General features: G+C 73.5%; 18 protein-coding genes. 6 read left to right on the top strand and 12 right to left on the bottom strand.

All coding sequences use genetic code 11. The features are described 5' to 3' along the window. Nucleotides 1–156 precede the first annotated feature (156 nt). Entirely contained in the window at nt 157–1,977 is a 1,821-nt protein-coding gene (locus ACICHK_RS36115) for a coagulation factor 5/8 type domain-containing protein (RefSeq protein WP_406840230.1), read from the top strand. Between the two features lie 147 nt (nt 1,978–2,124). Here the strand turns inward: ACICHK_RS36115 and ACICHK_RS36110 are convergent, their stop codons facing one another. From ACICHK_RS36110 to ACICHK_RS36095, 4 genes are all read right to left on the bottom strand, one after another. Next, nucleotides 2,125–2,757, bottom strand: coding sequence for a hypothetical protein (locus ACICHK_RS36110; RefSeq protein ID WP_406840229.1), 633 nt, complete (start codon nt 2,755–2,757; stop codon nt 2,125–2,127). A gap of 131 nt (nt 2,758–2,888) precedes the next feature. After that, nucleotides 2,889–4,733, bottom strand: coding sequence for a GMC family oxidoreductase N-terminal domain-containing protein (locus ACICHK_RS36105; RefSeq protein WP_406840228.1), 1,845 nt, complete (start codon nt 4,731–4,733; stop codon nt 2,889–2,891). Beyond that, entirely contained in the window at nt 4,730–6,112 is a 1,383-nt protein-coding gene (locus ACICHK_RS36100) for a hypothetical protein (protein WP_406840227.1), read from the bottom strand. Before ACICHK_RS36100 ends, ACICHK_RS36105 begins: the two co-directional genes overlap by 4 nt. Beyond that, nucleotides 6,109–6,795, bottom strand: coding sequence for a FadR/GntR family transcriptional regulator (locus tag ACICHK_RS36095; protein WP_406840226.1), 687 nt, complete (start codon nt 6,793–6,795; stop codon nt 6,109–6,111). Before ACICHK_RS36095 ends, ACICHK_RS36100 begins: the two co-directional genes overlap by 4 nt. A 303-nt stretch (nt 6,796–7,098) precedes the next feature. On the opposite strand from ACICHK_RS36095, the gene ACICHK_RS36090 reads away from it, so the two are divergent. Beyond that, nucleotides 7,099–8,250: a glycoside hydrolase family 64 protein gene (locus ACICHK_RS36090; protein WP_406841410.1), complete on the top strand. Its 1,152-nt coding sequence runs from the start codon at nt 7,099–7,101 to the stop codon at nt 8,248–8,250. A gap of 49 nt (nt 8,251–8,299) precedes the next feature. On the opposite strand, the gene ACICHK_RS36085 is transcribed toward ACICHK_RS36090, so the two are convergent. Together ACICHK_RS36085 and ACICHK_RS36080 are read right to left on the bottom strand one after the other, a co-directional pair. Then, nucleotides 8,300–9,427: a sulfite oxidase gene (locus ACICHK_RS36085; RefSeq protein WP_406840225.1), complete on the bottom strand. Its 1,128-nt coding sequence runs from the start codon at nt 9,425–9,427 to the stop codon at nt 8,300–8,302. 33 nt (nt 9,428–9,460) lie between these two features. Beyond that, a complete protein-coding gene (locus ACICHK_RS36080) occupies nt 9,461–10,126 on the bottom strand; it encodes a TetR/AcrR family transcriptional regulator (RefSeq protein ID WP_406840224.1) in 666 nt (221 codons plus the stop codon). A gap of 126 nt (nt 10,127–10,252) precedes the next feature. On the opposite strand from ACICHK_RS36080, the gene ACICHK_RS36075 reads away from it, so the two are divergent. Both ACICHK_RS36075 and ACICHK_RS36070 read left to right on the top strand, forming a co-directional pair. Next, nucleotides 10,253–10,816, top strand: a complete 564-nt coding sequence (locus tag ACICHK_RS36075; protein WP_406840223.1) for an NAD(P)H-dependent oxidoreductase — start codon at nt 10,253–10,255, stop codon at nt 10,814–10,816. A 124-nt stretch (nt 10,817–10,940) separates the two neighbouring features. Continuing rightward, complete coding sequence (locus tag ACICHK_RS36070) at nt 10,941–11,618, top strand: AIM24 family protein (RefSeq protein ID WP_406840222.1); 678 nt, start codon at nt 10,941–10,943, stop codon at nt 11,616–11,618. Between the two features lie 72 nt (nt 11,619–11,690). Here ACICHK_RS36070 and ACICHK_RS36065 read toward each other — a convergent pair whose 3' ends face one another. The 3 genes from ACICHK_RS36065 to ACICHK_RS36055 all read right to left on the bottom strand — a co-directional run bounded on the left by ACICHK_RS36065 (nt 11,691) and on the right by ACICHK_RS36055 (nt 15,916). Next, nucleotides 11,691–13,475 (bottom strand): M4 family metallopeptidase, encoded by a 1,785-nt coding sequence (locus ACICHK_RS36065; protein ID WP_406840221.1) that lies wholly within the window; start codon nt 13,473–13,475, stop codon nt 11,691–11,693. Between the two features lie 261 nt (nt 13,476–13,736). After that, nucleotides 13,737–14,864 carry a polyprenyl synthetase family protein gene (locus tag ACICHK_RS36060; protein ID WP_406840220.1) on the bottom strand — a complete coding sequence of 376 codons (1,128 nt, stop codon included), beginning with the start codon at nt 14,862–14,864 and terminating at the stop codon, nt 13,737–13,739. Next, nucleotides 14,861–15,916 carry a tetratricopeptide repeat protein gene (locus ACICHK_RS36055; RefSeq protein ID WP_406840219.1) on the bottom strand — a complete coding sequence of 352 codons (1,056 nt, stop codon included), beginning with the start codon at nt 15,914–15,916 and terminating at the stop codon, nt 14,861–14,863. Before ACICHK_RS36055 ends, ACICHK_RS36060 begins: the two co-directional genes overlap by 4 nt. Nucleotides 15,917–16,252: 336 nt before the next feature. Here ACICHK_RS36055 and ACICHK_RS36050 point away from each other — a divergent pair, with 336 nt between their 5' ends. Then, nucleotides 16,253–17,134, top strand: coding sequence for an aminoglycoside phosphotransferase family protein (locus tag ACICHK_RS36050; RefSeq protein WP_406840218.1), 882 nt, complete (start codon nt 16,253–16,255; stop codon nt 17,132–17,134). Nucleotides 17,135–17,158: 24 nt separating this feature from the next. Here the strand turns inward: ACICHK_RS36050 and ACICHK_RS36045 are convergent, their stop codons facing one another. Beyond that, nucleotides 17,159–17,998, bottom strand: a complete 840-nt coding sequence (locus tag ACICHK_RS36045; RefSeq protein WP_406840217.1) for a helix-turn-helix transcriptional regulator — start codon at nt 17,996–17,998, stop codon at nt 17,159–17,161. 102 nt (nt 17,999–18,100) lie between these two features. Here ACICHK_RS36045 and ACICHK_RS36040 point away from each other — a divergent pair, with 102 nt between their 5' ends. Next, nucleotides 18,101–18,808 carry an SDR family NAD(P)-dependent oxidoreductase gene (locus ACICHK_RS36040; protein WP_406840216.1) on the top strand — a complete coding sequence of 236 codons (708 nt, stop codon included), beginning with the start codon at nt 18,101–18,103 and terminating at the stop codon, nt 18,806–18,808. Nucleotides 18,809–18,856: 48 nt separating this feature from the next. Here ACICHK_RS36040 and ACICHK_RS36035 read toward each other — a convergent pair whose 3' ends face one another. Continuing rightward, entirely contained in the window at nt 18,857–19,369 is a 513-nt protein-coding gene (locus ACICHK_RS36035) for a TetR family transcriptional regulator (RefSeq protein WP_225860947.1), read from the bottom strand. A 143-nt stretch (nt 19,370–19,512) separates the two neighbouring features. Continuing rightward, complete coding sequence (locus ACICHK_RS36030) at nt 19,513–20,958, bottom strand: MFS transporter (protein WP_406841409.1); 1,446 nt, start codon at nt 20,956–20,958, stop codon at nt 19,513–19,515. Nucleotides 20,959–21,119 lie beyond the last annotated feature (161 nt).

Genomic DNA, 21,119 nt, shown 5'->3' with positions numbered 1-21,119 from the left:
AATACAGGCCGTGTTGTCACTTCATTGTGCAACAACATCCGGGACTCCGGTCACAACTCTTGACGTGTCGTTCACCTGGATGAAGCATGCATCGGCGAGAGAGCGCTCCCCCGTACCTCCCACCGTTCACTTCCTGAACCAGGAGAGACGCCCCCCATGCCTCCAACCCCCACAGACGCCCCGGACCCCGGTCGTTCCACCGTCGCGCGGCGCACCGTCCTCGGAGCGGTGGCGGCCGGCGCGGCCGCACCCGGACTGCTCGCGCCGTCCTCACCGGCGTCCGCCGCCCCCGCCCGGCCCGCCACCCGGCCCGCCCGGAAGCCGTCGGCCCTTCCCGGCGGCGGTGATCTCGGCCCGAACGTCATCGTCTTCGATCCCTCCACGCCCGGGATCCAGGCCAGGCTCGACCAGGTATTCCGGCAGCAGGAATCGGCGCAGTTCGGCACGGGCCGCTACGCGCTCCTGTTCAAGCCCGGCACGTACAACGGGCTCAACGCCCAGCTCGGCTTCTACACCTCGATCGCGGGTCTCGGCCTGTCACCGGACGACACGACGATCAACGGTGACGTGACCGTCGACGCCGGCTGGTTCAACGGCAACGCCACCCAGAACTTCTGGCGCTCGGCGGAGAACCTGGCCCTCAGCCCGGTGAACGGCACCAACCGGTGGGCGGTCGCCCAGGCCGCGCCGTTCCGTCGTATGCACGTCAAGGGCGGTCTCAACCTCGCTCCCGCCGGCTACGGCTGGGCGAGCGGCGGTTACATCGCCGACAGCCGGATCGACGGCTCCGTCGGACCGTACTCGCAACAGCAGTGGTACACCCGCGACAGTTCGGTGGGCGGCTGGGTCAACGCCGTCTGGAACATGGTGTTCTCGGGCGTCCAGGGCGCGCCCGCGCAGTCCTTCCCGAACCCTCCGTACACCACGCTCGACACCACACCGGTGTCCCGCGAGAAGCCGTTCCTGTATCTCGGCGGCGGTGAGTACCGGGTGTTCCTGCCGGAGAAGCGCGTCAACGCGCGCGGCACCACCTGGGGGAACGGCACCCCGCGCGGCTCGTCGCTGCCGCTGGGCCAGTTCTACGTGGCGAAGCCGGGAGTCACCGCCGCCACCCTGAACGCCGCGCTCGCCCAAGGCCTCCACCTCCTGCTGACCCCGGGGATCTACCACCTGGACCGGCCGATCCAGGTGAACCGCGCGGGGACCGTGGTCCTCGGCCTCGGCTACGCCACGCTGGTCCCCGACAACGGCGTCACCGCGCTCAGGACGGCCGACGTGGACGGCATCCGGCTGGCCGGCTTCCTGATCGACGCCGGTCCCGTCAACTCCCCGACCCTGCTGGAGATCGGCCCGGCCGGGGCCTCGGCGGACCACTCGGCGAATCCAACCACCGTGCAGGACGTCTTCGTGCGCATCGGCGGTGCCGGCGCCAGCAGGGCGACGACCAGCATGGTCGTCAACAGCCGGCACACCATCGTCGACCACACCTGGATCTGGCGCGCCGACCACGGCACCGGCGTCGGCTGGGAGACCAACAGGGCCGACTACGGCCTCCGCGTCAACGGCGACGACGTCCTGGCCACGGGGCTGTTCGTCGAGCACTTCAACAAGTACGACGTGCAGTGGTACGGCCAGCGGGGCCGCACGGTCTTCTTCCAGAACGAGAAGGCGTACGACGCGCCGAACCAGGCCGCGATCCAGAACGGGAACGTCAAGGGGTACGCGGCCTACAAGGTCGGCGACTCGGTGACCACCCACGAGGGCTGGGGTCTGGGCAGCTACTGCTACTACAACGTCGATCCCACGATCGTCCAGCACCACGGATTCGCGGCGCCCGACAGGCCGGGCGTGAGGTTCCACGATCTGCTGGTGGTCTCGCTCGGCGGCAACGGGCAGTACGAGCGCGTCGTCAACAACACGGGAAGTCCCACGTCGGGCACCTCCACCGTGCCGTCCACCGTGGTCTCGTACCCCTGACGGTTCCCGGCACCGCGCCCGCGGCGGCCCGCGCCCCGGCAGACCTCCCCCACGGGTGCGCCCCGGGGCCCGGCCCCGAGAGGGGGGCCGGGCCCCGGGGCGACGGTGTCACCGACGCCCGGACCGTACGCGTCCGCGTCCGCCCCGTCAGTAACGCTGGGCCTTGGTCAGCACGGCGGTGAGCTGGGGCTCCGCGGGCTGACGGCTGATCACGATCGGCGTCGCCTTCTTCCCCGCCTCCAGGTTCTCCTTGCCGACGAACTTCGTCTCCACGACCTTGCCGTCGGGGTTCTTGAAGTCGACCTGCACGGCGTACGAGGCCGTCTCCCCGCTCTTGTTGGTGATGGTGATGAGCACGGCCCGCACTCCGCCGGTCTCCGCCAGGGGCACTCCGGTCATGGCGACCTCGGACGTCGCGTTGCCGCTGCCCTGGACGTTCTTCAGTTCCTTCTCCGCCGTGGCGGCGGCGCGGGCGGTGTCGGCGGAGACCGAGGCCGCGAACTCCGAGGCCCTGGCCTCCACGGAGGCGGCGGCCGACGACGCCCGTTCGCTGGCCGACGCGATGATCGAGGAGGCCGCCGAGGCGATGGCGGACGGCGGCGTCCCCGTGAAGTTCGACGTGTTCGGCGGGGTGGGCCGCGGGGTGATCGAGGCCGTGGCACTGCTGCCGCCGCCGTCGTCCGAGCTGCACGAGACGAGGACGGAGCCGCACGCGATCGCGGACAGCAGGACAGCGACACGCCGTGATCCGCTCCGGCCGTGGGGAACACGTCTGCTCATGGGGGCTCGCCTCTTCCTGCCGTACGGGGCACGGGGGCGCGTCCTTTTCCTGCCGTACGGACTCCCTCATGCTCCGCGCCGCGCCCGGCCACGGCGAACCACGGGGGCCCATTGGGGTGGCGCGCACCGGGTCAGCCCCCGTGCCGTGCCCCGGCGAGCCAGGCGTCCGTGACCGCCAGGGCCGCCGCCATGATGCTGAGCTGCGGGTTGACCTCCGGGCAGCCCGGCAGGACCGAACCGTCCGCGACGAGGACCCCGTGGACACCGCGGAGCCTGCCTTCGGGGTCCGCGGGCGCTCTGTGCGGATCGCCGCCCGCGGCCGCCGTGCCGGTCGGGTGGAACGCGGAGACGTGGAGGCCGCGGGCGCCGACCGGGGCGAGCAGTTCGTCGAGGGCGTCGAGCGAGCGGGCGCGCGGTGCGCCGGGGACCCCGGTGAGGACCTCCGTCGCCCCGGCGGCGAAGAGCAGGCGGCCCATGGCCCGTACGGCGGTCATCAGGCGGTCGCCGTCGCGGGGGTCGAGGTCGTAGCGGACGAGCGCCCGGTCCCGGCCCCCGACCCGCCCCGAGGGGCGGTCGGCGATCATGGCGCCGAGGGTGGCCAGCCGGTCCGATCCCTCCAGTTCGCGCCGCAGTTCCCGGCCGAGGCCGGGCAGGACGAAGCTGCTCATGCCGGGTGGGCTCGCGGTCGCCTCGAGGAGGATGCCGTCCGCGTGCAGTTCCTCGACGCCGACGCTCTGCAGCACGCCGCGCCAGGCCGTCACCGGTTCGGCGAAGCGTCCGGCGACGCTGGTGGCCGGGTGCACGCTGAGGTTGCGGCCCAGGCGGGGATGTCCGCCGAGGCCCGAGCGGCGCAGCAGGGGCGGGGTCTGGAGGGTGCCGGCCGCCACCACGACGAGGGGGCTGAGGATCTCCAGTTCGCCGCCGTCCGGGCGGCGGGCCCGGACTCCCGCGGCGCGGGGCGGGCCCGGGACGTCGTGGTCCAGCAGGACGCGGTGGACCCGCGCGCCGGTGACGATCCTGGCGCCGGCGGCGCAGGCGTCGGGCAGGACGGACAGCTGCACGCTCTGTTTGGCTCCGGTGGGGCAGCCCACCACGCACTGGCACGAGCCCTTGCAGCCGGGGGCGTTGCGGCGCAGCGGGGCGGCCCGCCAGCCGAGCCGTTCGGCGCCCGTGAGGGTGAGCAGTCCGTTGTTGCCGAGGACGTCGAGGGGCTGGGGTGCCACGCGCAGGGTTCGCTCGGCCTCGTCGAGGAGGGGGCCGAAGCGCTCGGCGAGGGCGAACCCGAACGTGCTCCGCCAGCGGGTGAGCACGTGGTCCGGTGTGCGGTAGCAGGTGCCGGAGTTGACGACGGTGGTGCCGCCGACGGCGCGGCCGACGGGCAGCAGGACGGGCGGTCTGCCGACGGCCACGGTGGCGCCGCCGTCCCGGTACAGCTCGGTGAACCGGTCGAGGGGTGCCCGGTGGCCGAAGGAGGCCGTCGGGTGGTGTCCGCCCTCCTCCAGGACGACGACGTCCAGTCCGGCGCGGGCGAGGGTCCGCGCGGCCATGGCGCCGCCCGCGCCGGAGCCGATGACGACCGCGTCGGCGGTGGTGCGGGCCGGCCATTCCCCGGCCGGTGTGCAGTCGAGGGGCGGGTCCTCGGGGGCGGGCACGGGGGCGGGCGCGAGCGGCGTCCGTTCGGTGCCCGCGGCCAGCAGGACGGGGACCTTGAGGAGGTCGAGGAGCGGGGCGAGCCGGGGGCGCAGGGCCAGCGAGCGGAGCACGTCCTCGCGTTCGTCGGGGCGCAGCGCGGCCAGGCGTCTGCCGGTGCGCGCCAGGGCGTACGTCTCGACGGCGGCGACGGCGGTGCGCATCCCGGCGCGGGCGGGGAGGGGCAGGGCGGCGAGGACCGCGTCGAGGCGGTGCGGGACGCGGGCGGGCCAGTCGCTTCCGCCCTCGTCGGCGAGGAGCGCGGCGACGAACCCGTCGGCGGTCATCGTGTCCCCGTCTCGGCGTGCGCGGTGCCGTCCAGGGTCCAGGCGGCTTCCGGGCGCCAGTGGCCCCACCAGCGTTCCAGGACGATCCGGGCGTCGGCGGACTCGCTGTTGCGGCACACCGCCCGGGAGCCGTCCGGGTCGCGGTACTCGAGGGTGAGGGTGCGCTCCGGGGGCTGGTTCACCTCGACGCGGATGCGGCGCAGGGCGGTCCGGCCGGTGACCGTCCACGTGGGCAGGCCGAGGGCGGCCCGGAAGCGTCCGAGTACCGGCCCGCCGATCGCCGGGCGTTCCGGGCGCCGGGGCCAGGTGCGGCCGTTCCGGCGCAGGCGCAGGAAGACGAGCGGGGGCAGCCGGCGCAGGGCGGGCCGGGTGGACACGGCGGCGACGATCTCCAGGACGTCTCCGGCGCCGAGGTCCGCGTGCAGCCAGGCCCAGCGGTGGGCGTTGCCGTGCCCGTAGATCCGGGCGGAGGCTCCGGGTGCGCCGCGCAGGTCCATCGTCGTTCCCCCGTAGGAGAGTTCCCCTTCGTAGGCGGCCCGTGCGGCCGGCAGCATCTGGGCCGCGGGCAGCACGGGGTGGCGCCAGGACCAGCGGGGGAAGGTGAACAGCGGCTTTCCCTGGGGCTGTTCGGTGAGCTTCCAGCGCAGGTCGCCCGCGCTGCCGGTCAGTCGTCCGCCGGAGCAGGTCACGTCCTCGGCCGTGAATCCGTCGGCCGGCCGGGTCCAGGGGACGGGTCCGAAGCGGGCGTGCCGCACCTCGCCCTCGCGGGGGAAGACCGCGGCCCAGCCGTGGGCGAAGGGTTCGGATCCGTCGGCGGGTGCGGTGAGTTCGTGGTGCAGCCAGACCCCGGTGCCGCTCGCGGGGTCGGTGAGGGTGGTGTACCAGACCTCGGTGCGGCCCGGGGCGCCGTTCCACCGCGGGGCCGTGTGCCGCGCGGGGTCCTCGCGGCGCGGGAAGCGGAAGCCGAGCAGGAAGGGGAGCAGGCCGGTGGCCAGGGGGAAGCGCAGGACGCCCTCGCCCGCCCGGGCCCGTCCCTCGTACACGGTGAAGGGCAGCACGGTCATCGACGCGAGGGGGTGGCGGAGGGTCACCGACTTCCAGCCGTCCAGGGTGAGGCGGCGTCCGTCGGCGGTGAACGCGAGCCGGTAGCGGATGCGCCGCCGGGCGATCGGCGACACCTCCAGCTCGCCCTCGGCGCCCGGGTCGTCGGCGCGTCCGGCGATGCGCACCCGGCCGGTCAGCCGGGCCGGGGTGGTCCGGTGCGGGAGCAGGACGCGGTCGGCGTCGGCACGCAGATCGAGCCGGACGCGCCGTTCCTCCGGCTCGCCGTCGAGACGGACGGTGCCGAGCATCGTCTCCGTGAACACCGTGCCCCTCATGCGAGGCCCTCCAGCATGATGCGTTCGGTCTCCCGCAGATAGGTGTCGGCCGCCTCGCGCGCCCGCCGGGCGTCCCCGGCGGTGACGGCCTCCACGACCGGCGCCAGTCTCCGGTGGGCGGCCTCCGGGTCGGTGAAGGGTCCCTTCAGCAGGGAGCGGACCGGCAGGTAGGCGTTGAAGAGCGTGTTCGTGAGCAGGACGTACACGCGGTTGCCGGTGGCGCGGGCCAGCGCGCGGTGCACCTCCACGTCGGCCAGCTGGACCGCGTCGGCGTCCTCGGCCCGCGGCAGGGCCGCGAGCAGCGCGCCCAGTTCGGCCCGTTGCGGGCGGGTGCCGCGCTCGGCGGCCCGCTCGGCGATCGACGCGCCGACCCCGCGCCGCACTTCGAACACCTCGCGCACCCAGCCGGAGTCGTGCCGGACGAGCATGGGCAGGAGATCCGCTCCGCCGAGCCGGGCGTAGTCCCGCACCCGGGTGCCCACTCCGTGCCGGGTCTCCAGCAGTCCGGCCTGCGCGAGCCGGCCGAAGGCGTGCTTGAGCGTGGTGCGGGTGACGCCGTACCCGTCGGCCAGCCGTCGTTCCGGGGGGAGGTAACTCCCCGCCGGATGGCGGCCGTCGAGTATGTCCGTGCGCAGCCGGTCCTCCAGGACGTCCACGATGGTCTCGCGGGGCAGGGCCTCCACGTTTCCCCCTCCGGGCAAGTGGCTGAGTGGATGAGCCACTGAACCAGTGGCCGTCCCTGGGAGTCAACCCCTCGCATTCGATCAACACCGTTTACAGAAAGGCGAGTTGGACCGGACCAATCGTGCGCGAATCGTTGACATGTACGCCACCTGGTTCGATTCTGAGAGCGCTCTCAAAAGGAAGCGGACGAGCCGCGTCCGCATGAATCCACCTCGCTGAACCCCACATCAAGGAGGCAGAGAGTGCGCGTACACACCAGACGGCCGGCCTGGGCGCCGGCCTCGGCCACGCTCGTCACGGCGCTGCTCACCACGGTCCTGCTCGCCTTCGGCGCCCCCACGCGCGCCGAGGCCGCGGTCCCGGCGACGATCCCGCTCACCTTCACGAACAACTCCGGCCGCGGCGAACAGGTCTACATCTACGACCTCGGCACCCAGCTCTCCACGGGACGGCAGGGCTGGGCCGACGCGAACGGCACCTTCCACGCGTGGCCCGCGGGCGGCAACCCGCCGACCCCCGCGCCCGACGCGTCGATCCCGGGACCGGCGAACGGCCGGTCGACGACGATCCGGATCCCCAAGTTCTCCGGCCGACTCTACTTCTCCTTCGGGCAGAAGATCGACTTCCGGGTGACGACCGGCGGTCTCGTGCAGCCGGCCGTCCAGAATCCGAGCGACCCGAACCGGGGCATCCTCTTCAACTGGTCCGAGTACACGCTCAACGACTCCGGCCTGTGGATCAACAGCACCCAGGTCGACATGTTCTCCGCCCCGTACGCCGTAGGGGTCAAGGGCGCCGACGGGACCACCAGGAACACCGGGCACCTCAAGGCCGGTGGCTACAAGGGCTTCTTCGACGCGCTGCGCGCCCAGCCGGGCGGCTGGGCCAACCTCGTCCAGACGCGGTCGGACGGCACGGTGCTGCGGGCGCTCGCCCCGGGACACGGCATCGAGGCGGGCGCGCTCCCGGCCGGCGTCATGGACGACTACATCAACCGCGTCTGGCAGAAGTACGGTTCGTCGACGCTGACGGTGACCCCGTTCGCCGACCAGCCGAACACCAAGTACTTCGGGCGCGTCTCCGGCGGTGTCATGAACTTCACCAACGGCTCCGGAGCGGTCGTCACCAGCTTCCAGAAGCCCGACTCGGACAGCGTCTTCGGCTGCTACAAGCGGCTCGACGCGCCCAACGACCTGGTGCGCGGACCCATTTCACGCACCCTGTGCGCGGGCTTCAACCGCACCACGCTGCTGACCAACCCCAACCAGCCGGACACGGGCTCCGGGAACTTCTACAAGGACGCGGTGACCAACCAGTACGCCCGCGCCGTTCACGCGCAGATGGCCGACGGCAAGGCCTACGCGTTCGCCTTCGACGACGTCGGGAACCACGAGTCCCTCGTCCACGACGGCGATCCGCAGCAGGCCTACGTCACGCTGGATCCGTTCAGCTGACCGGAGCCGCGCCGCCCGGGCCGCCGGGGCGTCACCCGCCCCGGCGGCCTCACCCGTCGCCGTCGGGATCCAGGCAGAGCACGGGGACGCGCTGGACGAGGTTGTTCATGAAACCGCCGCGGTTCCACGGCTGGTCGACCGGCTGGACACACCCGTCGGCGTCGGTGGCCCGCGCGCCGAGGACGTGCCGGCCGGGGGCCGCCGTCCAGGTGAAGCGCCACGCGCGCCAGGCCCAGCGGTGGGCGTTCGGCGGGTCCAGTTCCGCCGGGTGCCAGGTGCGCCCCGCGTCCGTGCTGACCTCGACCCCCGTCACCGGCGCGCACCCCGACCAGGCCCGTCCCGTCAGGGTGACGGGACCCGGCCGGACCGCCCGCTCCCGCGACATGAAGTCGGGGAAGCCGGGCGGGACCAGCAGGGCGCGCGGGGCGATACGGGTCACCGGCTCGCCCTCGTCGGCGGCGTCCTGCCGCAGCCGGTACGCGACGGCCTGCTGGAACCCCCGGAACGGGGCGCTCGTCACCGTGATCTCCCGGAGCCACTTCACGTGCGCCATGCCGTACCAGCCCGGCACCACGAGCCGCAGGGGGTGTCCGTGCTGCGGTGGCAGCGGGGCGCCGTTCATCGCGTAGGCCACCAGGACCTCGGGTTCCTCCCCGCGCGCCACGTCCAGCGGAAGGGACCGCCGGTAGTCCTGCTCGACCCCGCGTTCCACACCGTGATCGGCCCCGGTGAACACCACGTCCACCGCGTCCGGTCCGGCCCCGGCCTCGGCGAGCAGCACGCGCAGCGGCACACCCGTCCACTCGGCCGTCCCGACCGCCTCCACCAGCCACGGCTGGCTCACCGGCCGGGGTGTCAGCAGCGCACGCCCGTTGCCCGCGCACTCCATGGTCACCCGCTGCCGGACCGGAGGGTACGCCTTCAGCTCGTCGACCCCGAGCAGCAGCGGGCGCCGCACCCGCCCGCCGAGAGCGAGCCGCCAGTCGGACTCCTCCGCGTACGGGATGTCGTAGTGCGTCAGCACGTAGTGCAGGCCCGGCGGTGTGATCTCGTACCGCAGGGCCTCCAGCGGCAGTCCGTGGTTCCGGGCGGCGAGGGCCAGCTCCTGTGCGCTGATGCCCTCGTCCGGGCCGGCCAGCCGGGCGGGTGCGCTCATGTCCTCGAGGCGTGGCCCCATGGGTCCATTGTCCGCCCGCCCCCGGCGGAGACGCTAGACGGCGGGACGCGGGCCGACGCTCCGGTCGACCAGGTCGCGCCAGCCGGCCTCCAGGCGCTCCGGCGGCATACCACGCTGGCGGGTCAGATGACCGATCAGCGCGGGGTCGAGGTATCCCATCAGGGTCTGGGCGACGAGTTCGATGTCCGTGTCCGGTCCCGGGCCGGCCTGCCGCAGCAGCATGCACACGTGCATGAGGCGGACCCGGTACGGCGCGGCGGTGAAACGGCGGGTGACCTCGGGTTCGGCGGCGAGGTACAGGTCGAGCTGTTCGGAGGTCTGGCGAAGGGCGTGGCGGCCGAAGGCGTGCAGGCGCTCCACCGGCGACGCGCCGGGGCCGAGCGGAGCCGGACCGCTGATGAAGGCGGTCTGGAAGCGCTGTTCCGTGTGGTCGAGCAGCGCCATGAGCAGGCCGGTGCGGTCGCCGAAGCGCCGGAAGACGGTGCCCTTGCCCACGGCCGCCGCGCAGGCGACGCCCTCCATCGTGAGCCTGGCCACTCCCTGCTCCTCGACCAGCCGCGCCGCGGCCTCCAGCAGGCGCGCGCGGTTGCGTGCGGCGTCGGCGCGCAGCGGGGCGGCCTCGGGCGCGGTGAGCTGCATGAGGACGGGCTCGTCGGGCGGTTCCGGTCGCTTCGGGAACGGCGGAAGTGGCTGGGACATGAAGCCAGCGTAACGGCATCCGGGGACAACTGGACTGCGGTCCGCTTCGGTGGTACACCTTTAAGCGGACCTCGGTCCGTTTTATTGCGGCAATGTTTCAGCGATTTCCATCTCCAGGAGATATCCATGTCCGTACGCATCCTTGCGCTCGTCGGCAGCCTGCGCGCCGGTTCCCACAACCGTCAGCTCGCCGAGGCGGCCGTCAAGCTCGCTCCGGAGGGTGCCGAGGTCGAGCTGTTCGAGGGCCTGGCCGAGATCCCCTTCTACAACGAGGACATCGACGTCGAGGGCGACGTCCCCGCCGCGGCCGCGCGGCTGCGCGCCGCCGCCGGTGAGGCCGACGCGTTCCTGCTGTTCTCGCCGGAGTACAACGGCACCATCCCCGCGGTCCTCAAGAACGCCATCGACTGGCTGTCCCGTCCGTACGGCGCGGGCGCCTTCACCGGCAAGCCGGTCGTCGTGGTCGGCACCGCGTACGGCCAGTTCGGCGGCGTCTGGGCGCAGGACGAGGCCCGCAAGGCCGTGGGCATCGCCGGCGGCACCGTGCTGGAGGACATCAAGCTCTCCGTCCCCGGCTCCGTGGTCCGCTTCGCCGAGACGCACCCCGTCGACGACGCCGAGGTCGCGGCGCAGCTCTCCGAGGTCCTGAACCGGCTGCACGCGCACGTCGAGGCGCCGGCCGCCGCCTGACAACTCCCCTGTGGGCCGGTCCGGTTGCCCGGACCGGCCCTCGGCATGTCGTGACTCGGTCACCGTACGTCCCAAGATCGCCACGACTCTGGCGGAGCCCCACCCTCCGCGACAGGATGCCCGCATGAAGAGCGATCTCTTTTCCAGTGACCACATGGTGCAGCCGGCCGTCGCGGCGGGCATGAGCGTCCAGAACGCCAAGTCCATCAAGTACGCAGTCCAGGGCGAGATGTTCGCGCGCCAGGGCGCGATGGTCGCCTACCGGGGCGACCTTCGGTTCGAGCGCAAGGGCCAGGGCGTGGGCGGCATGCTCAAGCGGGCGGTCACCGGTGAGGGACTTCCGCTGATGACCGTCCGCGGGCAGGGCGAGGTCTGGTTCGCGCACGAGGCGCAGAACTGTTTCATCGTGGGCATCGAACCCGGCGACGTGTTCACGGTCAACGGCCGCAACGTCCTGTGCTTCGACGCGTCGCTGTCGTACGAGATCAAGACCGTGAAGGGCGCGGGCATCACCGGCGGCGGCCTGTTCAACAGCGTCTTCACCGGTCACGGCAGCCTGGGGCTGATATGCGAGGGCAACCCGCTCGTGATTCCCGTCTCCCAGCAGCAGCCGGTGTTCGTCGACACCGACGCGGTCGTCGGCTGGACGGCGCACCTGCGCACCTCGCTGCACCGCTCACAGTCGATCGGCTCGATGATCCGGGGCGGTTCGGGCGAGGCGGTGCAGCTGAAGCTGGAGGGCGACGGCTACGTCGTCGTGCGTCCCAGCGAGGCGACACCGCAGAAGACGCAGCAGCACTGATCCGGGCGCACGGCACGAGGGGCCCCGCCGGTCGGTCGGCGGGGCCCCTCGATCCGTCTGCCGGAGCCTGCGTCAGCGGCGGACGGCCGGGGTGTTGGCGGCCGTGACGTTGACGGCGGCCCAGGCCTCGTCCACCGCCTTGCGCTCGCGGCTGTTCGCGCCGTACATGTCGGCGGCGGCCTTCAGCGTGGCCTTGCGGGCGTCGTGGAAGTCGGTCGTGGAGACCATGTAGCGGGTGAGCGCCCGGTAGAAGACGGCGGTGGCCTTGGCGCGGCCGATCCCGGTCACGCGGGAACCGTCGTACGTCGGCGAGTCGTACGTCACGCCGTTGATCGTCTTGCGGCCGCTGCCCTCGGCGAGCAGGTAGAACGCGTGCGAGGAGACACCGGAACCGGCGTGCACCTCGGTGTCGTACGCGGCGGGCGACCAGTAGTCGACCGTCTCCTCCAGCACGTCGAGGGACGGGCGGTCGAGGCGGCGCAGGAACTTCTGGGCGAGCCCCAGCTTCTCCCCCACCAGGTAGTTCGGCGGGTTCTTCGGGTTGTTCGCCGAGAACTCGACGCCCGAGCCGAAGATGTCGGCGAGCGACTCGTTGAGGGAACCCGCCTCGCCGTACTGGTTGCCGTCGTCGTCGACGCGGGTGGGTTCGAGGGCGGCGGTCGCGTCGACGACCCCGTGGGTCAGCTCGTGGCCGGTGACGTCGAGGACGACGAGCGGCTTCTTGAACACCCGGCCGTCACCGTCGCCGTACGCCATGCAGTTGCAGTACGAGTCCCAGAAGGCGTTGCCGACCTTGTCGCCGAAGTGGACCATCCCGCGGGCACCGGTGCCGTTGTTCTTGATGCCCTTGCGGCCGAAGGTCTTCTTGTAGAAGTCCAGGGTCTGGGTGATGCCGTACTGGGCGTCGACGGCGGCGGTGGTCCGGGCCGAGGTGGCGCCGTTGCCCCACTTGTTGTCGCCGTCGGTGAACGCCTTGCCCCGCGCGAAGGACTCCAGTTCCTGGCCCTTGGCGTCCCGGGTCTCGGTGTTCCACCGGGTCGGGTCCTTGAGCAGGTAGCTGTTCCGGGCGGTCCGGGTGGTGGTCAGGGACACCTTGCCGGCGAACAGGGAGGCTCCGCTCCCCTTGGCCGTGGCCGGGTAGCGGCCCGCCGCGGCGATGCCCGTGAGACCGGACAGCCCGGCGGCACCGGCCGCGACGCCGGTCTGCGGGGTCGCGCTCTCGCCGTGCTCGCGCAGCGTGGCGGCCAGGGAGGGCGATATGAACTCGTCGGTGTTCGGGGTGTTGCTGCGGATCCGGCCGGTGCGGGCGTCCACGACGACCGTGGTCGACCCGCCGGTCTCCGTGGTCTCGCTGTCCGTGACGAGCACCTGGTAGGCGAGGGCGGCCGCGCCGTCGCGGCCGTCCACGACGAGCCGGGCGGTGCCCGCGTCACCCTTCGCGACGGCCTCGGCCTTGCGCTCCGCCTGCTCGGGCGTCAGCTCCGCCTCGACGGTGGACGGCTTCACCACGTGGTCGGCGGCCCGGGTCACGCCCAGGTACTCGCCCCGCGCGCCGAGGTGGACGACCATGTCGCCGCCGAGGACGGGAAGGCCCTGGTGGGTGCGGACGAAGCGGACGTGCCGCTTTCCGTCCGGGTCCGTCATCACGTCCTTGGCCCGGAGGGTGTCGCCGCGGGTGACACCGGTGGCCGAGGCGTGCGCGAACGCCGCGGCCCTGGCGGTGTCCACCGGCGAGGAGGCCGGGGCCGCCGTGCGGGCGGGTCCGGCGGGCGCGGACGCGAAGGCGGGACCGGGGAGCGTGGCGGCCGTCGTCACGGCGACGGCGATCGCCACGTGGCGTATGTGGGGTCTACGCACGGAGTTCCTTTGCACGGGGGCGGCCGGGGTCACCAACCGCCTTGCGGCGCGGCGCCGTCGGGCGCCGCGGGGGCTGTCGGCTCCCGACCGGACAGATGTGCGGGGGAATACGGCGGTTGCCTGGCCGGACCGATCAGCGCCCGCATGTGACCGATGTCGCACGTGCCCGGTCCCGGAGCGGACGGGACGGGCGTGCGTGCGTGCGGGGCTGACGGACAAGGTGGGTACGGCCGCCGGGGCGGGTCCGAGAACGCGGAGGTCTCAGATCGCGCGGTCGGCGAGGGCGGACAGGACGGTACGCAGTTCCGCCGCGGGCCCGGGGGCGAGGGGAAGCCCCGCGAGCAGCGCCTCCGCCGCGGCCAGGTGACGGCGCGCCTCGCGCACGGCCGCCGCGCGTCCGCCGGCCCGCTCGACGAGGGCGGTCGCGCGGCGGACCCCGGCAGCGTCCAAGGAGTGCGGGGCCGCGAGGAGTTCGGCGAGTTCGCCGTACCCGGCGCCGCCGAGCGCCGCGAGCACCGGCAGGGTCTTCTTCCCCTGCCGCAGGTCGCCGTGGACCGGCTTCCCGGTGACCTGCGGGTCGCCCCAGATGCCCAGCACGTCGTCGGCGATCTGGAAGGCGACGCCGAGATGGCGTCCGGCGCGGTCCAGCGCGGTCACGGCCGGGTCCGGCGCTCCGGCCAGCCGGGCGCCGAGCGCCAGCGCACAGCCGAGCAGGGCACCGGTCTTGCGCTCGGCCATCACCTCGTACTCCGCCACCCGGACCGCGTCCGGCCCGGTCCAGGGCCTGTCGGCGAACAGCAGGTCGTCGGCCTGGCCGCGGACCAGGTCACCGAGCGCGGAGGTCAACTGCCGTACGGCGGAGCCGGATCGGGGAGCGAGAGCCACGGTCTCGACGGCCAGCGCGAACAGCGCGTCGCCCGCGAGGACGGCGGGACCGGTGCCGTACGCCTTCCACACGGCGGGGCGCCCGCGGCGCAGCGCGTCACCGTCCATGATGTCGTCGTGGAGAAGCGAGAAGACGTGGACGAGCTCCACCGCGACGGCCGCGGGCACACCCGCCTCGGCCGGGCCCCGGACGGCTTCCGCCCCGAGGACGGCCAGCGCCTGCCGCACCCCTTTGCCCTGGCCGTGGTCGGCGGGGGCACCACCGACCTCGCAGCGGCCGAACGCGTACCGGGCCATCTCGGCGACCCAGGGGTGCAGCGTGCCGATCGCCTCCGCCAGCGCGGGAGCGGCGAGTTCGCGGCAACGGTGCAGCACCCGCGCGGCGGGCGGGGACCCGGGGGTGACCGGTGGCGTCCGGTCCTCCGGGGCCGCGCGGTCCGCGGCCGCCGCGGAAACCGTGACGACCGCCGGGACGGTCGAGACGTCGAGGGCCGTCGAGGTCATCGCGCGGCCTCCGTCTCGCCGGTTCCGGTCGTCAACCCGAGTTCCGTGCGCGCCTGTTCGACCATCCGGTGGGCGTGCCGCAGTCCGATGCGCTCCAGCAGCCCGGCCAGCTCGTCGAGTTCCGCGGCGGTCTCGGCGCCGTCACGGCCGAGACGGGCGAGGGACTTGACCAGCCCGAGGCGGGACAGGGCCGTGCCGCGCGGCTCGCTCATCGCCTCGAACTCGGCGAGGGCGCCCGCGTACACCTCACGGGCCTGCTCGTAACGTCCGGCGCGGTAGAGGACGTTGCCGCGCATCTTGTGGTTGTAGGCGAGCGCTCCGGACAGCTTCATCGCGCGGCAGGAGGTCTCGGCCTCGCTCAGCAGCTCCAGCGCGCGCTCCGTGTCCCCGTCCCGTACGGAGACGATGTCCGCGAGTCCTCGCAGCGCCCAGGCGTGACCGCGCCGGTCCTCGGCGCCGGCGGCTATCTCCGCCGCCTCCTCGAACATCGCGTAGGCGCTGTCGTACGCGCCGGTGTTGCGGTGGATCTGGGCAATGCCCTCCAGGGCCCACACGGTGTGCCGGGCCTCGCCGCGCTTGCGCGCCTCGGCCAGCAGCTGCTCGTGCAGCGCGGTCACGGCCGCGTAGTCGCCCTGGATGCGGCCGGTCTCCGCCATGCCGGCCAGCGAGTAGCCGCGCACGACCACGTCCCCCGCCCGTCCGCCGAGTTCGGCGGCCAGCCGCAGCAGCCGCCACGCCAGGGGGAACGCTCCGCGCTGGCGGGCCAGGGTGCCGCCGCTCCACAGCGCCCACGCCATCGCGGCGCCGTCCCCGGCCTCCCGGGCGGTGCGGTAACTCGCCTTCCACGCCCGGTCGGCGTCCGTCACCTGCCCGAGCCTGCGGTGCGCCTCGGCGACCGCGAGGCCCGACCGGGCGGCCTCGGCCCGGGCTCCGGCGCGTTCGGCGGCGCGCAGTTGCTCGGTGCCCGCCGCGAGGACATCGGTCAGCGAGGAGTTCACCGACAAGGTGGTCAAGGCGCCCTGGTACTCCGGGGCGAAGGCTTTGCCGTACATGAATGCCTTTCCGTCCGCCACCGTCCGCCCGCGAACGGGATCGGCCGGTGGTGATGCTGTTGTCGACCCCTCCAGGGCGGTGACGTGCAGTGATCCGCCTATGCACGCAGCGTATACATGAGGTGTATACACAAGGCGTATAGTGAACCGGCTTTCCGTCCGTGAAGGGGCTTCGGGAAGGGTCGCGTGGCACGCGCCCGTTGCCCGTCAAGACGACGATCATGTCCGGAAGGTTGCTCGGTCGCCTCAAAACACGTTGCGCGGCGGTCCGGACGGCCACAGGACGGCGGCTTCAGAGCCCCCACCGGAAGCAGGCCACCCTTGCCCACGGCCCCGATGCACGCAGGTGAGACACGGATCGGCGGCCCGCTCGTACGGCGTCTGCTGGCCGAGCAGTTCCCCCGGTGGGCCGAACTGCCCCTGAGACGCGTGCGGTCGGCCGGTACGGTCAACGCCGTCTACCGGCTCGGCGACGACATGGCCGTCCGTCTCCCGCGGATCGCGGACGGCTCCGGCGACGCGCTCAAGGAGCACGCGTGGCTGCCGCGGCTCGCCCCGATGCTCCCGTTCGCGGTGCCCGAGCTGCTCGGCCTCGGCACGCCCGCCGCGGACTACCCGTGGCACTGGTCCGTGGTGCGCTGGCTCGACGGCGACACCCCGGCGCCCGGTGCGCCGGTCGACACCCGGCAACTGGCCGCCGATCTGGGCGCGTTCGTCGCGGCCCTGCGCGGAATCGACCTGCCCGGGGGACCGGCCTCCTACCGCGGCACGCCCCTGGCCGCGGTGGACGCCGAGACGCGCTCGGCGATCGAGGACCTCCGCGGCACCATCGACACCGGGGCCGCGACGGCGGCCTGGGAGGAGGCGCTGTCCGCGCCGGTGTGGACGGGGCCGCCGCACTGGCTCCACGCGGACCTGATGCCGATGAACCTCCTGGTCCACGACGGCCGCCTCACGGCCGTCCTCGACTTCGGCACCCTCGGCACCGGTGACCCGGCCTGCGACTTCATCCCGGCCTGGAACCTCCTGCCCGCCGCCGCGAGGCCCGTCTTCCGGGACGCGGCCGGCGCCGACGACGCCGGGTGGGCACGGGGACGCGGCTGGGCCCTGTCCATGGCCCTCGCCCAACTCCCGTACTACCGCACCACGAACCCGGTGATCGCGGACAACGCCGAGCACGTGATCCGCGAGGTACTGGCCGAACGGCGGGGCTCCTAGGGCCTGTCCGGCGTCAGCGTGGGATCACTCCACGAGGGCCTGGGTTCCGAGGACGCCGAGCAGGGCGACGCGTTCGGCGTCCTCCGTACCGGGCTCGGCGGTGTAGACCATGATCCGCAGGTCGCCGCCCGCGACGCTGAGCACGTCGCAGTCCAGCGTCACGGCTCCGACCTGGGGATGGTCGATGGTCTTGCGGGACGCCTCGTGGCGGGCGACGGCCCCGGACTCCCACAGCTCCGCGAACCGCACGCTCTCGGCGCACAGGTCCTCGATCAGCTGCCCGAGGCGCCGGTCCGTCGGGTACCGGCTCGCGGTCGCGCGCAGGTCGGCGACGAGCGTCGCCTCGAAGGCGCGCCGCTCCCTGGGGGTGTGCCGCACCCGGCTGCCGGGACCGACGAAGGCGCGCCACACGCCGTTGCGTTCGTTGCCGCGCCACCCCGAGGGGTCACCCAGCAGGGCCGCGTGCAGCGGGTTGGCCAGCAGCAGGGTCCAGGCCGCGTCGTACACCGCCACGGGTGTCCCGCTCAGCCGGTCGAGCAGCCGGTGGACGCCCGGAGTGATGTGGGCCGGCACCGTGCCCCGGCCCGGCGGCACCAGCCCGGCCACCTGGAAGAGGTGCTCGCGCTCGGCCCCGGACAGCCGCAGCGCCCGGCCCAGTGCCTCGACGACCTGCTCCGAGGGGTGGGCCGCCCGCCCCTGTTCGAGGCGGGTGACGTAGTCGACCGAGATACCGGCGAGCAGGGCCAGCTCCTCGCGGCGCAGCCCGGCCGCGCGCCGCGTCCCGCCGCCGGGCAGCCCGACGGCCTCCGGTGTGACCCGGTCGCGCCAGCGCCGCACCGTCCGCCCGAACTCCGTGTTCACCATGCCACCCACTGTGCACCCGCCCGGGCGGGCCCGCCTGGTACCGGCGGTCCCAGGAAGAGCGGGCTCCTGGCTGTCCGCGACGCGCGGCCGGACGCTGGACGCATGACCACCACACTCGTCACCGGAGCGAACAAGGGTCTCGGCCTCGAGACCGCCCGCCGGCTCGTCGCGGCCGGCCACACCGTCTACCTGGGCAGCCGGGACCCGGAGCGCGGCCGGCGCGCGGCCGCCGGGATCGGAGCCCGCCCGGTCGTCATCGACGTCACGGACGACGCGTCCGTGACCGCCGCGGCCAGGACCGTCGAGGCCGGGGGCGGCCTGGACGTCCTCGTCAACAACGCGGGCGTCGAGGGGCGGGGCGAGGGGAACCGCGTGATCGGCGCGGCGGAGGTGACCGCCAAGGCGATGCGCGAACTGTTCGAGACGAACGTCTTCGGTGTCGTCCGGGTCCTCCACGCCTTCCTGCCCCTGCTCCGGCGCTCGGCCTCCCCGGTCGTGGTGAACGTCAGCAGCGGACTGGCCTCGCTGGCCGGGGCCACCGACCCCACGAGCCCCGCCCACGCCTACCCCGGCGTCGCCTATCCGTCGTCCAAGACCGCCGTCAACATGATCACCGTGCAGTACGCGAAGGCGTTCCCCGGGATGCGGATCAACGCCGTGGAGCCGGGCTTCACCGCCACCGACCTGAACGGCAACACCGGGACGCAGACCGTGGAGGAGGGGGCCGGGATCATCGTGCGCATGGCCCGGATCGGCCGGGACGGACCGAGCGGCGGTTTCTTCGACGCGGCGGGTCCCGTCCTCTGGTGACCGTGACGTGACGCCTCGCCGCTCCGCGGAGCGCGCGTCCGATCCGGCTCAGGGCGCGAGCTGGGCCTGCACCGCGGGCGCGTACCGGTCGACGATGTCGTCGACCGTGGTGGCGCGCAGGTGCGGGCCCCGGGCGATCCCGTACATCACGCCGAGGCCGAGCAGGGTGCTCACGGCGAGCTCGGCGCGCAGCCCCGCGTCCGGCCCGCTCAGCCGCCCCGCGAGCCGTTCACTGACCTGGGCGCGGAAGTTGGCCCGCAGTGTCTCGCCCTGCTCCCCCTGCAGCGGGGCGAAGACGATCCGCAGGACGGGGTCGGCACCGCGCCGGGTCTGGCCCTCCAGGAGGTGGCGGACCATGTGCCGGCCGAGCTCCTCCAGCGGGGCGTCCAGCAGGGCGTCGGCGTCGGACTCGAAGGACATGACGCGGGCGAACAGCGCGTCCTTGTTGCCGAAGTACTTCAGGATCAGCGGCGCGCTCACCCCGGCCCGGTCGGCGACCGCCTTCAGCGTGATGTCCGCGTGCGCGTGCCGGGCCAGCAGGTACCGGGCCGCGCGCAGGATCGCCGCCCTGCTCGCCTCGGCGTCGCGGCGGGGGGCGGGCGTCGGTTCCGGCTCCCCCGGCGGTGGAGCGGCGGCCGGCTGCTCGCCGGGCCCCGGGACGACCGGGGACGCCGTGGGACCGGAGTGCGGGGTGGTCACGGTGCTCAGGCTCCTTCGAGGGCCTCGTCGCGGGGTGCGCCGGTGGGGCGGCCGGTTCGCGGGGTCTCGCGGGAGGCGGGGTCGGCGGGTATCGACAGTGCGGCGGCGCAGGCCACCAGTGCGACGGTACCCGCCATGGCGAAGGCCAGCAGATAGCCGTGCAGGGTGGGCACCGGGGCGCCCGCGACGAGGCTCGTGTGGTGCACGAGCACGGCGGCCACGGCGGCACTGCACACGGCCTGCCCAATGGTGCGCATCAGGACGTTGACGCCGTTGGCGGAGGCGGTCTGTCCGGCGGGCACGGCGCGCAGGATCAGGGTGGGCAGGGCGGAGTAGGCGAAGGTCGTACCGATCGAGCAGACCGTGGCGCCCAGGATGATCGCCCACAGATCGCGGCTGTCGGCGATCCGCAGGACATAGCCGGAGGCGATGATCGCCGTCCCGAGGGCCAGGGTGATCCGGGGGCCGCGGGCCGCCGAGATGCGCGCCGAGACGGGCGAGAGCAGCAGCATCGTCACCCCGCCGGGCAGCAGGCACAGACCGGTCGCCACGATGGACAGGCCCAGTCCGTAGCCGGTGGCCTTCGGCGCCTGCACCAGCTGCGCGGTGACCAGCGAGTTGCCGTAGAAGGAGAAGCCGGTGAGCAGCGCGGCGACGTGCGGCAGGGCCACGCGCGGACGGGCGGCCAGCTTCAGGTCGACGAGGGGGCGCTCGGCACGCAGCTGCTGCCACCACCACAGCGTGAGGATCGCCGCGCAGCCGGCGAACAGGCCGAGGATCCTGGGGCTGGTCCAGCCCCAGGTGCCGCCCTGGGACACGGCGAGCAGCAGGCACACGAGGCCTGCGGCCAGGCCCAGCGCGCCCAGGGTGTCGAAGCGGCCGGGCTCGCGTACGGGCGACTCGCGCACCGCCCACCAGGCCAGGGCCGTCCCGAGGACGCCGAGCGCGGTCGTCGCCCAGAACATGGCGTGCCAGTCGGCGTACTGCACCAGGAGGGCGGCGAGCGGGAGGCCGAGGGCGGCGCCGATGCCCACGGTGGAGCTCATCAGCGCGACGGCGGAACCCGTGCGCTCCGGCGGCAGCTCGTCGCGCAGGATGCTGATCGACAGCGGGACCACGGCGGCGGCGGCGCCCTGCAGCGCCCGCGCCACGATCAGGACGCCGATGTGGGAGGTGAGCGCGCACATCAGCGAGCCGACCGTCATCATCCCGAGGGCCATGAGCAGCACGCGCCGCTTGCCGTACATGTCTCCCGCGCGGCCCAGGACGGGGGTCAGCACCGCTCCGGAGAGGAGGGTCGCGGTCACCGTCCAGGAGACCGCGCCCGCCGAGGCCCCGGTCAGCCGGGGCAGGTCGGGCAGCAGCGGGACGACCACCGTCTGCATCACGGCCATGAGGATCCCGCCGAACGCCAGGACAGGTATCGCGAGCCGCTCGCGCAGGGCCGCCATCTGCACTCCAGAAGTAGACGCGGAAAAGAGGTGAATGACAATTCACCATAACGGTGAATCGCCATTCACCCCAAGAGGGATCCACTTCTCGCGAGGCACCGGCCCCGCCCGCGAGCCGGGCACCGACCGGTACGGCCACCGTCGGCACCGGCCGCCGCCGG

The organism is Streptomyces sp. AHU1 (genome assembly GCF_045343905.1).
Lineage (GTDB): Bacteria > Actinomycetota > Actinomycetes > Streptomycetales > Streptomycetaceae > Streptomyces > Streptomyces triticiradicis.
The sequence above is the reverse complement of the archived record's forward strand: the minus strand, read 5'-3'. Positions and strand labels throughout refer to the sequence as shown.

Excerpts from the sequence above, each read along its gene's own strand:
- ACICHK_RS36115 (WP_406840230.1), top strand. The coding sequence starts at position 157 with ATGCCTCCAACCCCCACAGACGCCCCGGACCCCGGTCGTTCCACCGTC.
- ACICHK_RS36110 (WP_406840229.1), bottom strand. The coding sequence starts at position 2,757 with ATGAGCAGACGTGTTCCCCACGGCCGGAGCGGATCACGGCGTGTCGCT.
- ACICHK_RS36105 (WP_406840228.1), bottom strand. The coding sequence starts at position 4,733 with ATGACCGCCGACGGGTTCGTCGCCGCGCTCCTCGCCGACGAGGGCGGA.
- ACICHK_RS36100 (WP_406840227.1), bottom strand. The coding sequence starts at position 6,112 with ATGAGGGGCACGGTGTTCACGGAGACGATGCTCGGCACCGTCCGTCTC.
- ACICHK_RS36085 (WP_406840225.1), bottom strand. The coding sequence starts at position 9,427 with ATGGGGCCACGCCTCGAGGACATGAGCGCACCCGCCCGGCTGGCCGGC.
- ACICHK_RS36080 (WP_406840224.1), bottom strand. The coding sequence starts at position 10,126 with ATGTCCCAGCCACTTCCGCCGTTCCCGAAGCGACCGGAACCGCCCGAC.
- ACICHK_RS36075 (WP_406840223.1), top strand. The coding sequence starts at position 10,253 with ATGTCCGTACGCATCCTTGCGCTCGTCGGCAGCCTGCGCGCCGGTTCC.
- ACICHK_RS36070 (WP_406840222.1), top strand. The coding sequence starts at position 10,941 with ATGAAGAGCGATCTCTTTTCCAGTGACCACATGGTGCAGCCGGCCGTC.
- ACICHK_RS36060 (WP_406840220.1), bottom strand. The coding sequence starts at position 14,864 with ATGACCTCGACGGCCCTCGACGTCTCGACCGTCCCGGCGGTCGTCACG.
- ACICHK_RS36055 (WP_406840219.1), bottom strand. The coding sequence starts at position 15,916 with ATGTACGGCAAAGCCTTCGCCCCGGAGTACCAGGGCGCCTTGACCACC.
- ACICHK_RS36050 (WP_406840218.1), top strand. The coding sequence starts at position 16,253 with ATGCACGCAGGTGAGACACGGATCGGCGGCCCGCTCGTACGGCGTCTG.
- ACICHK_RS36045 (WP_406840217.1), bottom strand. The coding sequence starts at position 17,998 with ATGGTGAACACGGAGTTCGGGCGGACGGTGCGGCGCTGGCGCGACCGG.
- ACICHK_RS36040 (WP_406840216.1), top strand. The coding sequence starts at position 18,101 with ATGACCACCACACTCGTCACCGGAGCGAACAAGGGTCTCGGCCTCGAG.
- ACICHK_RS36030 (WP_406841409.1), bottom strand. The coding sequence starts at position 20,958 with ATGGCGGCCCTGCGCGAGCGGCTCGCGATACCTGTCCTGGCGTTCGGC.